Origin of the sequence: Tardiphaga sp. 215_C5_N2_1 (genome assembly GCF_052076055.1) — a bacterium.
In the GTDB taxonomy this organism is placed as follows: domain Bacteria; phylum Pseudomonadota; class Alphaproteobacteria; order Rhizobiales; family Xanthobacteraceae; genus Tardiphaga; species Tardiphaga robiniae.
In genome coordinates this window covers 2,653,543-2,668,234 of the sequence record NZ_CP197240.1, presented here as the reverse complement: position 1 = coordinate 2,668,234, position 14,692 = coordinate 2,653,543, and the positions used below count along the sequence as shown (strand labels likewise).

General features: G+C 63.2%; 11 protein-coding genes. 2 read left to right on the top strand and 9 right to left on the bottom strand.

Annotated features, from left to right (window positions below; translation table 11 throughout):
- Positions 1-11: 11 nt before the first annotated feature.
- Positions 12-1,046: a YcjF family protein gene (locus AB7828_RS12750; RefSeq protein ID WP_441230323.1), complete on the bottom strand. Its 1,035-nt coding sequence runs from the start codon at positions 1,044-1,046 to the stop codon at positions 12-14.
- Positions 1,043-2,506, bottom strand: a complete 1,464-nt coding sequence (locus AB7828_RS12745; RefSeq protein ID WP_184518997.1) for a YcjX family protein — start codon at positions 2,504-2,506, stop codon at positions 1,043-1,045. The genes AB7828_RS12750 and AB7828_RS12745 overlap by 4 nt, the downstream gene beginning before the upstream one ends.
- Positions 2,507-2,728: 222 nt before the next feature.
- On the opposite strand from AB7828_RS12745, the gene trhA reads away from it, so the two are divergent.
- Complete coding sequence (trhA, locus tag AB7828_RS12740) at positions 2,729-3,427, top strand: PAQR family membrane homeostasis protein TrhA (RefSeq protein WP_184518994.1); 699 nt, start codon at positions 2,729-2,731, stop codon at positions 3,425-3,427.
- Between the two features lie 83 nt (positions 3,428-3,510).
- Positions 3,511-4,308, top strand: coding sequence for an SDR family oxidoreductase (locus AB7828_RS12735; protein ID WP_089265298.1), 798 nt, complete (start codon positions 3,511-3,513; stop codon positions 4,306-4,308).
- 241 nt (positions 4,309-4,549) lie between these two features.
- On the opposite strand, the gene AB7828_RS12730 is transcribed toward AB7828_RS12735, so the two are convergent.
- From AB7828_RS12730 to AB7828_RS12700, 7 genes are all read right to left on the bottom strand, one after another.
- Positions 4,550-6,892 carry a molybdopterin guanine dinucleotide-containing S/N-oxide reductase gene (locus tag AB7828_RS12730; RefSeq protein WP_441230322.1) on the bottom strand — a complete coding sequence of 781 codons (2,343 nt, stop codon included), beginning with the start codon at positions 6,890-6,892 and terminating at the stop codon, positions 4,550-4,552.
- 29 nt (positions 6,893-6,921) lie between these two features.
- Complete coding sequence (mdlC, locus tag AB7828_RS12725; RefSeq protein ID WP_441230321.1) at positions 6,922-8,550, bottom strand: benzoylformate decarboxylase; 1,629 nt, start codon at positions 8,548-8,550, stop codon at positions 6,922-6,924.
- 337 nt (positions 8,551-8,887) lie between these two features.
- Entirely contained in the window at positions 8,888-9,739 is an 852-nt protein-coding gene (locus AB7828_RS12720; protein ID WP_441230320.1) for an FAS1-like dehydratase domain-containing protein, read from the bottom strand.
- A gap of 25 nt (positions 9,740-9,764) precedes the next feature.
- Entirely contained in the window at positions 9,765-10,859 is a 1,095-nt protein-coding gene (locus tag AB7828_RS12715; protein WP_441230319.1) for a CaiB/BaiF CoA transferase family protein, read from the bottom strand.
- 9 nt (positions 10,860-10,868) lie between these two features.
- Positions 10,869-12,044 carry an acyl-CoA dehydrogenase family protein gene (locus AB7828_RS12710; protein ID WP_089265293.1) on the bottom strand — a complete coding sequence of 392 codons (1,176 nt, stop codon included), beginning with the start codon at positions 12,042-12,044 and terminating at the stop codon, positions 10,869-10,871.
- A 67-nt stretch (positions 12,045-12,111) separates the two neighbouring features.
- A complete protein-coding gene (locus AB7828_RS12705; RefSeq protein WP_175368407.1) occupies positions 12,112-13,383 on the bottom strand; it encodes a cytochrome P450 in 1,272 nt (423 codons plus the stop codon).
- A 48-nt stretch (positions 13,384-13,431) separates the two neighbouring features.
- Positions 13,432-14,628 carry a cytochrome P450 gene (locus tag AB7828_RS12700; RefSeq protein ID WP_309948669.1) on the bottom strand — a complete coding sequence of 399 codons (1,197 nt, stop codon included), beginning with the start codon at positions 14,626-14,628 and terminating at the stop codon, positions 13,432-13,434.
- Positions 14,629-14,692 lie beyond the last annotated feature (64 nt).

Sequence of the window (14,692 nt, the reverse complement as noted above, 5' to 3'; positions counted from 1 at the left end):
AGTCGTGCGGATTACGTATTCTCTTCTCCGTCGCGCTTGCGCAGCAGATCCTTCGCGAGATCGCCAAGCTGCGGGCGTGGCAGCGCCGTGAACGGCAATGGCCGCGTCACGTCGATGGCGGCGAGACCCAGGCGCGCAGTGAGCAGGCCATTGAGCACGCCTTCGCCGAGCCGCTGCGAGAGCTTTGCCGCGATGCCGTGGCCGAGCACCTGCTGGATCATGCTGTCGCTGGCGGCCATGCCGCCGGTGATGGCGAGATGGCTGATGGCATGACGCATCAACGTGATCATGCCCAGCGTCCCCGGCCGGCCGCCATAGAGTTTTGCGAGTTGGCGCACCAGCCGGATCGCCGCCGCAGCGACGAACAGGACATCGACCACCGCGCGCGGGCTGACGGCGGTCACCACCGAGACGCGCTGCGCGGCGACCGAGACGAGGCGACGCGCTTCGATATCGAGCGGGCTCATCAATTCGCGTTCGGCCACGCGAATGAGATCGGCGCCGTCGATGATGTCATCGGCATGGCCGTGCAGAGCCGTGCGCGCGCGGGCGAGGCGCGGATTGGTATGTGCGAGCTTCAGCAGGTCAGCGAGAACGGCGCGGCTTTCGGCATGGTCGTCGCTGGCGATCACGGCCAGCGCGCGGGCATGCAGCTTCTCGATGGTGGCGAGCCGCATCAGGCTCAGCGCCTCGCGTGTGATGATGGCGATCAGCGCGATGCTGACCAGCGCGGCGAAGCCGAGGCCAAGAAAGCCGAGGCCGTCATTGATCGCGAACAGGTCGCGGACCAGTTGCGTGACGCCCAGACCCGTGCCGAGCAGCACGAGGCCGCCGAGCCCGGTCCAGAACAGCGTGCCCCAGCGGAAGCCCGATCGTACGGGTCGTAGCGGCTCGTCGATGACGACGGGCACCGCCATCGGATCGGCTTCGGGCGTGATGCGGATGGTGCCGCGTTTGAGGTGGCCGGCGTCCTCGTCGGCGTCCAGGACGGTGACGTGGGGATCGTCGAGCCGGAACGTAGCCGGGCGGCGCGTGCGGTCGGTCATTGCAGCCTGTCTCCGATCAGGAACTGGAGCGCGCGGTCGAGGCGGATGTGAGGCAGTGCCGGCTCCTCGCCGCCATCGCGCGTGAGTTGCGGCGGGCGGAAGCGCAGGAAGCGATAGTCGGCCTTGTCGGCGCCATCTGTCGAGAGGCCCTTGAAAGAACCGCCGGTGAACAAGCCATCGAGATCGGTCGGCAGATCGCCGGGAAAGGTCGCGACTTCGGTCTCGCCGTCAAAGGTCTCGCCATTGGCGACCTCGCCGGCGGCCGGCGTGCCCAATATCGACGGCAGCTTGTCACGGCCGCGTTGCACCAGCGCTTCCTTGGTGGCGCGCACGGCGGCGATGGCGACGACATCGACCGACGCACCGGCCAACTCCGAGCGTGCAACGGCCTTGGTCACGGTGCGCCTGAGCACATCCTCCAGCCGGTCATGGCTGAGGTGATGCAGATGATCGGCCTTGGTCGCCGCAAACAGGATGCGATCGACGCGCGGGCGGAACAGCGTGCTGAGGATCGTGCTGCGGCCGATGCGGAAACAATCGAGAATGCCGGCGAGGGCGGCTTCGAGATCGTGCAGTGCTTCGGGTCCCGCGTTGAAGGCAGAGAGCGCATCGACGAGTACGATTTGCCGATCCAGCCTGGAGAAGTGATCGCGGAAGAAAGGGCGGACGACGACGTCCTTGTAGGCCTCATAGCGTCGCTTCATCATCGCCCACAGCGAACCATCCGGTGCGCTGCCATCACTGGCGACGTCGAGCGGCGCAAAGGTCAGCGCCGGTGAGCCCGCAAGATTGCCCGGCATCAGGAAGCGGCCCGGCGGCAGCAGGCTCATGGCAAAGCGTTCGTCGCGGCAGGCGCGCAGATAGTCGGTGAAGAGCCGCGCCGCGGTCAGCGTCGCCTGCTCATTCTCCGGCGCATTGGGATCGAGCGTGGCGAGATGCGCGTGAAACGCCGCAGCCAGCGCCCTGCGCGGTCCTTGCCGCGACAGCGCGAGGCTCTCCGCCGACCATTCCTCATAGCTCTTGTTGAGCAGCGGCAGGTCGAGCAGCCATTCGCCGGGATAGTCGACGATGTCGAGGGTGAGCTTGCGGTCGGCGCCGCTCGCGCGCTGATAGTCGATGACCAGACGCAGCTCGCTGATATCGGTGGTTGAGTTCGGCCAGCGGCGGTCGTCGATCAGCGTGCGCAGATGCTCTTCATAGGCGAACCGGGGAACGGCATCGTCGGGCTGCGGCGCGAGACGCGCCTTGGCGATGCGTCCGGTGGCGAGCGACTCGAAGACGGGAAAGCGTCCGCCGCGCGTCAGGCCATGCACCAGCGCGGTAATGAAGACCGTCTTGCCGGCGCGCGACAGGCCTGTGACCCCAAGCCGCACAGTGGGATTGAACAGACCATCGCCATAATCGAGCAATGCGCGCGCGGACAGCCGTGCTTCTTCGACGAGTTCGGACAGGCTGGGCATCGTGCGGGAAAGCTCATCATGGTGAACGTGAAGGGTATTGGCCTGCCTTCAAAAATGGCGATTGTCTGGCTGAAATCAAGTTCGTCACGAAAGCGTCGTTACTTCGTCGTTTGGCTTTCGTTGACGATCTCCAGCCTATGATCTATCGCTGATTTCAGGGGAAGTCACAGGCGGGCTTACGGGGCAAGCTCACCGCATCGCACCGGCCGGGTTGACGCCACCATGACCGTTTTCCGAATCAAAGAACTGACCAGTAATTCCGCTCACATGGTGGCCGGCGCGATCCGCTGGAATTACGACCGTGCCGAACTGATCGCCGACGGCATCGTTCACGGTCTCGGCGTGTTCTCCGGCCTGATCGCCGCCACTGTCCTCATCGTGCTCGCTGCCGTTTTCGCCACCGCCTATGAAGTGGTGACCGTCTCGGTCTATTCCGTGGGCCTGCTGGCGATGCTGGTGCTGTCGGCCATCTATAATATGTGGCCGGTGTCGCCGCGAAAGTGGTTCCTGCGTCGCTTCGATCATTCCGCGATCTATTTGCTGATCGCGGCGACCTACACGCCATTCTTTGCGCAGATCGCCAACACGCGGCTCGCGATCTCGCTGCTGGCCGGCGTGTGGAGCGTCGCCATCACCGGCATCGTGATCAAGCTCGTTTATCCCGGCCGTTTCGATCGGCTCGCCGTGGTGCTCTATCTCGCCATGGGCTGGAGCGGATTGATGGCCTATGACGCCGTGTTCACGCCGCTGCCGCCGCTCACCATGTGGTTCGTCGCTGCCGGCGGCACGCTGTATACGCTGGGCGTCGTATTCCACGCCTGGCAGCGGCTGCGTTTCCAGAACGCCATCTGGCACGCATTTGTCCTGCTCGGCGCCGCATGCCACTATACGGCCGTGCTCGACATGGTGCTGAGCACCTAGAGCATCATCCCGAAAAGTGGGTACCGGTTTTCGGATCAGATCATGCTCTAATAAGAAACAAAAACAAACAAAGGGAGTGCGGCATGCGGGTAGACGGCAAGGTCGTCGTCGTGACCGGTGGCGCCAATGGCATCGGCCAGGCGCTATGCGAGACATTTCATAAAGCGGGCGCTGCGAAAGTCGTCGTCGTCGATCTCGACGGTGAGCGCGCGACCGCCGTTGCAGAGTCCATCGGCGGCGCCGCATTCCGATGCGATGTCGGCAAGGAAAAAGATATCCAGCATGTGATCGAACTGACCGAACGGCATTACGGGCCGATCGCGCTGTTCTGCTCCAATGCCGGTATCGGCGGCGGCTTCGATCCCATGAGTCCGAATGCCGGTGGCACATCGGATGAACCATGGGCGCGGAGCTGGGCGATCCATGTGATGGCGCATGTCTATGCGGCGCGGCATCTGATCCCGCTCTACAAGGCGCGGGGCGGCGGCTACTTCCTCAACACGATCTCGGCCGCGGGGCTCCTCTCGCAAGTCGGCAGCCCGGCTTACTCGACCACCAAACATGCGGCGGTTGGCTTCGCCGAAAATCTCGCGATTTCGCACCGGGCCGATAACATCAAGGTCTCGATCCTGTGCCCGCAGGGTGTCGATACCAACATGCTGAAGAACATTCCGAAGGGCCCGCAATCCAATGACGGCAATCTGTCGCCGGAGCAGGTCGCGCAGGATGCACTCGCCGGCATCGAGGCGGAGACGTTCCTGATCCTGCCGCACAAGCAGGTCATCGACTACATGCGCAAGAAGACCGAGAACTACGACCGCTGGATCGGCGGCATGGCCAAGATCCAGGCGAAGATGCGGGAGACGTTTGGGACGAAGTGAGGGGCGCAGGGCTTCCTTAACCTCGCCCCGCATTTGCGGGGAGAGGTCGGCGCACAGCGCCGGGTGAGGGGCATGGCACGCGGCCAGCCACACAAAAGCCCTCTCGGATCTCTCTGAATGATGCCGTGTGGTTCAAGGACGCGACCCGAGAGACTGGCGCTGTGGCGAATGTCGCGCGCGGCCCCTCACCCGCCGCGAAGACGCGGCGACCTCTCCCCGCAAAGAGCGGGGAGAGGTAAGATCATTCCGCCGCTTCCAGCTTCGGCGGGCGCGGCCAGATCACCGGGACCGGCGGGTCGTAGGCCTGGATCGGCGGCAGGTTGCCGGTGAACCTCTCGACATTCACCACCGTGAGCTGGCCGGTGCAGCCCTGCGCCAGGCGCGAGGTGCCGGTGTCCCTTGTCAGCACATTCGGATTGCCGTGCACGCAGAGCGGCTTCTCCTCGTTCGGATCTTCCGGATCGTAATAGGCGCCGGTCGGCAGCTGCACAACGCCGGCCATGACGTCTTCGGTGACCACCACCGAGGCGAGACACGAACCGCGCTGATTGAACAGCTTGATGATGTCGCCGTCCTTGATGCCGCGCGCATCGGCATCGATCGGATGCATGCGCGCGACCTCGCGGCCGCGGCGCTTCTCGGCACTGCTATGGCCGCCGAAATCGAGCTGGCTGTGCAGACGCGACGCCGGCTGATTGGCGACAAGCTGCAGCGGGTTGGTCGCATCGACAGTGTCTTCTGGCGTCAGCCAGACGGGATGGCCGGGGCAGTCGTCGTAACCGAAGCTGGCGATGGTATCGGACGTGATCTCGATCTTGCCGCTGGTGGTCGGCAGCGGCGTGCCCTCGGGATCGTCGCGGAACGCGCGCAGCGTGCCGCCATCCAGCGGCAATTGCGGCAGCATCACTTCGCCGGCGGCCCAGAAGGCGTCGAAGTCCAGCGCGTCGAGACCCTTGGCGACCAGGCCGTCATAGGTCGGCTGATAGAGATGCTTCAGCCATTCACGCGGCGTGCGGCCTTCGGTGAAAGCGTCGGCGGCGCCGAGACGCTCCGACAGGCCGGTGAAGATCGCATAGTCGTCGCGCGCGTCGCCAAAAGGCTCGGCCATCTGATGCATCGCCACCATCATCGGATCGGTTTGCGAGCTGCCGATGTCCTCGCGCTCCAGGCTCATGGTGCAGGGGAGCACGAAGTCGGCATGGCGCGCCGATGCGGTCCAGGCGAGGTCATGCACCACCAGCGTATCGACCTGCGCGAAGGCCTTGCGCAGGCGGTTGAGGTCCTGATGGTGATGGAACGGATTGCCGCCGGCCCAATAGACCAGCTTGATATCCGGATAGGTCATGTGCGCGCCGTTATATTCGAACGGTGCGCCGGGATTGAGCAGCATGTCGCTGACACGCGCCACCGGAATGAATTCGCTGACGCCGTTCTTGCCCTGCGGCAGGCCGGCAATCGGCACGGCATTCTGGCGACGGCCATAGTTTGCGATGGCGCCGAGCGCATAGCCGAAGCCGCCGCCGGGCAGGCCCGATTGTCCGAACATCGCCGACAGCACTGATGCCATCCAGACTGGTTGCTCGCCATGCTTCGCGCGCTGCAGCGAATGCGCGACCACGAATAGCGCGCGCTTGCCGGGCAGGCGACGCGCCAGCGTGAGGATGGCGTCGGCCTTGAGGCCGGTGATCGCAGCGGCCCAGGCGGCGTCCTTCGGCTGCCCGTCGCTGCGGCCCATCAGATAATCTTCGAACGTATCCCAGCCATGGGTGTGGCTGGCGAGGAAGGCGCGATCATGCGTGCCGTCCATCACCGCGGTGTGCGCGATGCCGAGCATCAGTGCCACATCGGTGCCGGGACGCGCGGCGACCCAGTCCTGGTTCACTTCATCCGGCAGGTCGCTCTTCAGCGGTGAGATCAGCACGAGTTCGCCGCCGCGCTTGCTCAGCGCGATCATGTCGCGATGTTCGGTGTGCTTGCTGATGCCGCCGCCGGCAACGCGCGAGTTCTTGGTATTCATGCCGCCGAAGGCGAGAATAATATCGGTGTGCTCGACGATTTCATCCCAGCCGATATTGCGGCGGGTCATGTCTTCGTAGTTGCCGAGGATGTGCGGAATGAGAACCGTCGATGCGCCGGCCGAGTAGCTGTTGACCGAACGCACATAGCCGCCAAGCGCGACATTCAGAAACCGATGGATCTGACTCTGCGCATGATGGAAACGCCCCGCGCTCGACCAGCCATAGGAGCCGCCATAGATCGCCTTGGCACTGTAGGTGTCCTTGACGCGCTTCAGCTCGCCGGCGAGCAGGTCGAGCACCTCGTCCCATTCCATCTCGACGAATGCGTCGCGGCCGCGACGCTCGTCCGGGCCCGGCCCATTCTCGAGCCAGCCACGGCGCACCATCGGCTTGGCGATGCGCGCTTTGTGGCGCAGCGCCTCGGGGAAATTCTGGATGATCGGATTCGGATCGGGATCGATCGGATGCGGTGTGATGACCAGCTTGCCGTCGACCCATTGTCCGGAAAAGGCACCCCAGTGGGAGCTGTGCGTTTTCTTCGAGGAGTCGCCTGCCTGCTTCGTCATGCCTGACCTTCCGTTATGATCCCGTCATATCAGTGCTTCTGTCCATAAAGCACGGGAACGGCCGAGTCGACGATGACTTCGACAAGGCTGACGCCCGGATGTTGCAGACTGGCAGTAAATGCACCCGCAAGTTCCGATGATTTGCTGACGCGCACCGCATGCGCGCCCATGCCTTCCGCCAATTTGACGAAATCCAGACCGGGCAGATCCAGCCCGGGAACATTGCGCACCTGCATCACCTGGCTGAACGAGCGCATCGCGCCGTAACCGGAATTGTTGATAACCACTATGGTTAAAGGCAATTTGCGCTGCGCGGCGGTCCACAGTGCCTGGATCGAATACATCGCCGAGCCATCGCCGATCAGGCAGACGGTGCGCCGATCAGGATAGCCTAGTGCCATGCCGACAGAGGCGGGGAGGGAGTGGCCGAGGCCGCCTGACGACATGGTGTAGAAACTATTGGCGCCGCGCATCGGAAGATACTTCTGCATTGCAGGGCGATGCGACGGCGCTTCTTCCACCAGCATCGCATCTGCAGGCATGGCCCGCGACAGCGTGTGCAGCAGATAATCTATCGGGATCGGGTCAGCACCTGCGGGCGGCGGCGGCAGGATGCGGCCCTTCGCAACATGTCGCTTGGTGTCTGGTAGCAGATCGAGCAGCAGCTTGAGCGCCGGCTTCATGGTCGCAATGATGCTGGTGCCGATCGGCGCGACGGCAGCCGAGTCCGCATCGTCCGTGATCTGGAAGATCGTGGTGTCGCCATCGAAGATCGCGGCATGACCTTCGACGTGGAAGGTGAACACCGGCGCGCCGATCACGACGACGAGATCGTGTTCGCGGAGTGCATCGGAGAGCTGTGCCGGCGACGCATGCAGGAACCCCGCAAATTGCGGATGAAGTTCCGGGAAACTGCAACGCGCCGAAAACGGACTGACCCAGACGGCAGCCTTCGTCTTCTCCGCAACGCTGACCATGAGATCGACGGCGTTTGCGCGGTCGATGCCGGGGCCGACGATCAATGCAGGGTTCTTGCTTGTGTTGAGTGCGGCGACGAGTTCCTGCATCGCCTTGGGATCTGGCCCGAGCTCGCGGCTCACATGGCGCGCCTCAAGAGGTTGGGCCTGATGCGTCCAATCGTCGATCGGCACCGACACGAAAGTCGGTCCGCAAGGCGGCTGCATCGCCACATAATAGGCGCGCGCGATCGCGGCGGGCACATCCTCGGCACGTGCGGGCTCGACGCTGTATTTCACATAGGGCCGCGGAAATTCCGAGGCGCGCTCGGCATAGAGAAACGCTTGCAGCGGCAGAATGCTGCGCGCCTGCTGGCCGGCGGTGATGACCATCGGCGTCTGGTTGCGATGCGCGGTGTAGATATTGCCCAGCGCATGGCCGACACCGGCGGCGGAATGCAGATTGACGAAAGCGGCATTGCGTGTTGCCTGCGCGTAGCCATCGGCCATGCCGATGACCGAGGCTTCCTGCAGGCCAAGCACGTAATCGATATCGTCGGGCCAGTCGGACAGAAACGGCAGTTCCGTCGAGCCGGGATTGCCAAAGACTTTGGTGATGCCGAAGCCGCGCAGAAGGTTCAGCGTGGCGTCCTTGACGGTCACGGGAGTACGGGCGGCGGTTGTCTTGCTGTCGCGGGCCAAGGCGGTTTCCTCACGGGATCGGGCAGTGGTCTGCCGTGTTGTTGACTCATCAACAGCAGGAGGGGGCCGGGAGTCAATCGGGGAGGGGGTGCAAAACCGCGCGGACCGAACGGAGGCGCGCTGTCGCTCCCTCTCCCCGGCTCTTGCGCGGGGAGAGGGGTGGGGTGAGGGGCGGGGCACATAGCCCGCGAAAGGCTGGGAGATTGCGGATCGAAAAGTCGAGATCCGATAGGTGAGGCCACTGGGTCTCTATAGCGTGCGGCCCCTCACCCGCCGCGAAGACGCGGCGACCTCTCCCCGCAATGCGGGGAGAGGTTAGGTCAGAGCTTCGCTGCGATTACCAGCTCGCCGTCGCCTTCATGGTCGGCGCGCCCTGATGGTTCGCCGTCCAGACCTCGAGACCGTCCGCCGTCTCGTTCGCATTCACCGAAAAATCCGCGCCGTCAAACAGCGGTGACACGCCGCGATAGCTGAATTTCGCCGGCGCCTTGCCGGCCTTCAGCTTGGCGGCGAACTCCACCAGCAAGGCCGCCTGCAGCGGCCCATGAAACACGAGGCCGGGATAGAATTCGACCTTGGTGACATAGTTGCGGTCGTAATGGATGCGGTGACCGTTGAAGGTCAGCGCGCTGTAGCGAAACAGCAGCACGGGATCGGCGTAATGCGTTTCCTGATGCTTGGCGGCCGGTATTTCCTTCGGCGCGGGCGCCGGCGGCGCCATACTGGTCGGCATGTCCCTGTAGACGATGTCCTGCCGCTCGCGGATGGCGAGGCCGCGCTTGGTGGTGATCAGGTGCTCGACATTGACGAAGCACAGCGCGCCGGTCGAGCCGGTCTTGAGGTTGACGTCGAGGATCTTCGAGGAGCGCGTGACCTCGTCGCCCACAAGCAATGGCTCGATAAACTGCACTTCGCCGCCGGCCCACATGCGGCGCGGCAGCGGCACTGGCGGCAGGAAACCGCCGCGCGCGGGATGACCATCGGGGCCGAGCTTGTCCATTGCCGCCACCGGCTGCGCCAGGCACCACTGTGTGGTGAACGGCGCGGCGTCGCCGGGCTTCGGCGTGCCGATGTCGAGAAACAGCGTCGCGCGCAGACCCTTCACGAGCTGCGCAGTCACGACGTCGGAGGCCTCGTCGGTGCGACCGATCCACTGCTTGAGATGATCGATGTCGAGCTTGTCGGTCATAGCGACCTCCGTCTGATCTTGAAGTTTACTTCTGCACTTCGCCGATGCCGGGCACGGCGCCATAGCTGCGCGGCGCATCGACCCAGATCGCGGCCGGCGCCGGATAGGACACTTCGCCATTCGGCGTGTTCACCGTGATGCGGCGCAGATGCGGATGGGTGGTGAGGTCCGCCATGGTATTCACTTCGGCAAAGGCGATATCGGCGTCGGTCAGGCGCTTCAGGAGTTCGTCGCGGCTGAGCGATCCGAAGATGTCGCTGACGGTCTGGTCGGTGAAGGCGCGGTTGCGCACGCGCTCGACGCCGTTGACGAGGCGCGGATCGGCGGCGAGGTCGGCATTCCCCAGCACCTTGGCGCAGAGGATCTTCCACTCGCGCTCGCTCTGGATCGAGATCAGGATGTCCTTGCCGTCCTTCGAGCGAAACACGCCATAGGGCGCAATGGAGGGATGCGCGAGGCCCATGCGCTTCGGCTCGTTGCCAGCCTCGGCATTGAGCAGCGGCACGGTGAGCCAGTCGGCCATTACGTCGAACATGGAGATGCGGATATCGGCGCCTTCGCCCGACACCGAGCGACCGATCAACGCTTCCAGGATCGCCGCATGAGCGGCCGCGCCGGTGGCGACGTCGACGATGGACACGCCGACGCGCGACGGCCCTTCGGGACCGCCGGTGATCGACGCCAATCCGCTCTCCGCCTGGATCAGCAGGTCATAGGCCTTGCGATGGGCATAGGGGCCGGTGTCGCCATAGCCGGTAATGGTGCAGCAGATCAGCCGCGGATAGTCCTTGCGCAGCCGCTCGCGGGTGAAGCCGAGCTTGTCCATCGACCCGGGCTTGAGGTTCTGGATCAGCACGTCGGCGGTGGCGATCAGCTCTTCCATGGCCTTGCGGCCGTCCGGCGTGGAGAGATCAACGACGACGGAATCCTTGCCGCGGTTGAGCCAGACGAAGTAGCTGCTCTGGCCCTTCGCCGCGGCGTCGTAACCGCGGGCGAAGTCGCCTTCGGGTCGCTCGATCTTGATGACATGTGCGCCGGCATCCGCGAGACGCGAACTGCAGAATGGTGCAGCCACCGCCTGTTCAACGGCGATGACGGTCAGTCCCTTGAGCGGCAGCATGGGTCTATCTCAATATGAGCGCGGCATGCCGAGCACGTGCTCGGCCACGAAGGACAGGATCAGGTTGGTCGAGATCGGCGCCACCTGATACAGACGGGTCTCGCGGAATTTGCGTTCGACGTCGTATTCCTCGGCAAATCCAAAACCGCCATGGGTCTGGATACAGGCATTGGCCGCCTCGAAGGAGGCGTCGGCCGCAAGCATCTTGGCCATATTGGCTTCGGCGCCGCATTCCATGCCGGCTTCGTATTTGCGCAGCGCTTCCTTCACCATCAGCTCGGCCGCGCGCATGTTGGCATAGGCCTTGGCGATGGGGAATTGAATGCCCTGGTTCTGGCCGATCGGACGGCCGAACACCTGACGCTCCTTGGCATAGGCCGACGCCTTGGCGATGAACCACTTGGCATCGCCGACGCATTCGCTGGCGATCAGGATACGCTCGGCATTCATGCCGGAGAGGATGTAGCGGAAGCCCTTGCCCTCTTCGCCGATCAGGTTTTCCGCCGGCACCTTCATGTCGGTGAAGAACACTTCGGTGGTGGCATGGTTCATCATGGTGCGGATCGGGCGGATCTCGAGGCCGTTCTTCTTGGCCTCCTTCATGTCCACCAGAAACACCGACAGACCATCGGTGCGCTTCGCGGCCTGTTCCTTCGGTGTGGTGCGCGCGAGCAGCACCATCAGGTCGGAATATTCGGCGCGGCTGGTCCAGATCTTCTGGCCGTTGACGATGTAGTCGCCGTTGTCGTCCTTCTTCGCCACCGTCTTCAGCGAGGACGTGTCGGTGCCCGAGGTCGGCTCGGTGACGCCGAAGGCCTGCAGGCGAACTTCGCCACTGGCGATCTTCGGCAGCCACTTGGCCTTCTGCTCGTCATTGCCATGACGCAGCACGGTGCCCATCGTATACATCTGCGCGTGGCAGCCGCCGCCGTTGCAACCGGCGCGCTGGATTTCTTCGAGGATCGCCGCCGCGGCCGACAGCTTGAGGCCGGAGCCGCCATATTCCTCGGGGATCAGAACCGACAGGTAGCCGGCTTCGGTCAATGCATCGACGAAAGCCTTCGGATAGGCCATCTCGCGGTCGAGCTTGCGCCAGTATTCACCGGGGAACTGTGCGCACAGTTTGGCAACGGCATCGCGGATATCGTGGAATTCGTCCTGTTCCGCGGGATGGTGTTTCGTCAAGGAATTGAGCTTCTCTTCTTGAGGGGAAAATTATGAATCCTGACCGGCATTACGAAATCCTGCGGTCTCACGTGATCCGAACCGGCAGGGTCTCATAGCCTTTAACGAAGCTCGAATACACGCGCTTGGGTTCCCCCACAACTTCGATGTTCTCGAACCGTTTCAGTATCTCCTCCCAAACGATCCTCAATTGCAACTCCGCCAGGCGCATGCCCACGCAGCGGTGTATGCCAAAACCGAATGACAGGTGAATCTTGGGCCGCGCGCGGTCGATGATGAATTCGTTGGGCCGCTCGATCACCTCCTCGTCGCGGTTGCCCGAGACGTACCACATCACCACCCGGTCGCCCTTTTTGATGGTCTTGCCGCCGAGTTCAGTATCCTGCATGGCGGTGCGGCGCATATGCGCCAGCGGCGTCTGCCAGCGGATCACTTCGGGGACCATGGTCTCGATAAGCGACGGATTGTCGCGCAACTTCTGATACTGGTCGGGGTTCTCGTTCAGCGCCAGCACCGAGCCGGTCATGGTGTTGCGGGTGGTATCGTTGCCGCCGACGATGAGCAGGATGATATTGCCCATCAGCGTGTCGGGATCCATGAAGCGTGTGGCGTCGCTATGCGCCATCATGGAAATCAGGTCATTCCGCGGGTCGGAATTCACGCGCTCATTCCAGAGCTTCTGGAAATAGGCGGCGCATTCATCCATCTCGCGGCGGCGCTCTTCCTCCGACGACACGATTCCACTTTTTGGCAGCGCGGTGGACACGTCCGACCAGCGCGTCAGCTTGCGGCGCTCCTCCCACGGGAAATCGAACAGGGTTGCCAGCATCTGCGTGGTGAGTTCGACAGAGACGCGTTCGACCCAGTCGAAGGTCTCGCCGCGCGGCAATCCGTCGAGCACCTTGCAGACGCGCCCACGGATCAGCACCGCCATCTCGTCGAGATGCGTTGGCGTGAACATCGGCGTCACGGTCTTGCGCTGGGCGCTGTGCTTCGGTTCATCCATGGCGATGAAGCTCGGCCAGTCATAGCCTTCCGGCACGTCGCGGATCGCGATGCCGCCATGCTTCACGTCGGACGAGAAGATGCCGTGATTGGTGTCGACATGCATGATGTCGTGATACTTGGTCACCGACCAGTAGGGTTCGATCGGTGCATTGGTGCAGTAATGCACCGGCTCTTCCTTGCGCAGCCGTTCGAAGAACGGCCACAGCGTATCGGTTGCGAACAATTTCGGCGCGCCGGGATGGAAGTCCTTCAGCGGCGTCGAATAGGCGATCTCGCGCGCGACGCGCTGGATCTCGGCTTTGTCAGGATTGATCCTGGCTTGGATATTCATGGCGTCTGCTCTCCAAAAAATCGATCCTGAGCCGTTGCGGTCGCTGGTTCAGCCGGCGATCCGCACAGGCAATGTTTCATAACCCTTCACGAAGCTCGAAAAGACGCGGCGCGGCTCGCCGACGACTTCGATCCTGTCGAAGCGCTTGATGATCTCTTCCCACACAATCTTCAATTGAAGTTCGGCAAGTCTGAGGCCGACGCAGCGGTGGATGCCGAAGCCGAATGACAGATGGCGGTTCGGGCGCACACGGTCGATGATGAATTCGTTGGGGTTTTCGATGACCTCGTCATCGCGATTACCCGAGACGTACCACATTACGACCTTGTCCCCCTTCCTGATCTGCTTGCCGCCGAGCTCGGTGTCCTGCACCGCCGTGCGCCGCATATGTGCCAGCGGCGTCTGCCAGCGGATGATCTCCGGCACCATGCTCTCGATCAGCGCCGGGTTGGCGCGCAGCTTGTCATATTCACCAGGGAATTGATTGAGTGCGTAGACGCCGCCGGACATCGAATTGCGCGTGGTATCGTTGCCGCCGACGATCAGCAGAATGATGTTGCCGAGAAAACTCTCCGGATCGAGATGCCGCGTGGCCTCGCTATGCGCCATCATCGATATCAGGTCGCTCTTCGGCGGCGCATTGAGTCGCTCCTGAAACAGTCGCCCGAAATACTCGCCGCATTCGCGCAGTTCTCTCTGCCGCTCCAGCTCGGCCTCAGGCGTGGGCGGCAACATGGTGGCGACATCCGACCAGTGGGTGAGCTTGCGGCGCTCCTCCCAGGGAAAGTCGAACAGGGTTGCCAGCATCTGTGTGGTCAATTCGATCGACACGCGATCGACCCAGTCGAAGGTCTCGTTGCGGGGCAGGGAGTCCAGCACCTCGGCAGTACGACTGCGGATCAGGCTGGAGAGCTCGTCCATGTGGTGAGGCGCAAACATTGGCGCCACCGTCTTGCGCTGGGCGCTGTGATGCGGCGGATCTGTGGCAATGAACATCGGCCGGCGAAACTGCACACCGGCGTCGCGAATGGTGATGCCGCCGAAAGCCGCGGCGGAAGAGTAGGTGGCGTGATTGGTCTCGACCTGCATGATATCGTTGTACTTGGTCACCGACCAGTAAGGTCCGAACATGCTGTCCTTGCAGTAGTGGACGGGATCCTCGCGGCGCAGCCGTTCGAAATAGGGCCAGAACGTATCGGTGCGGAATAGTTCGGGATTGCCGGGATCGAACTCATCGAGCGGCATCCCGTAAGCTTGGGCGTGAGCGGCGGCTTGGGCGGATTTGCTGCTGTCGGAATCCTGGACGCGA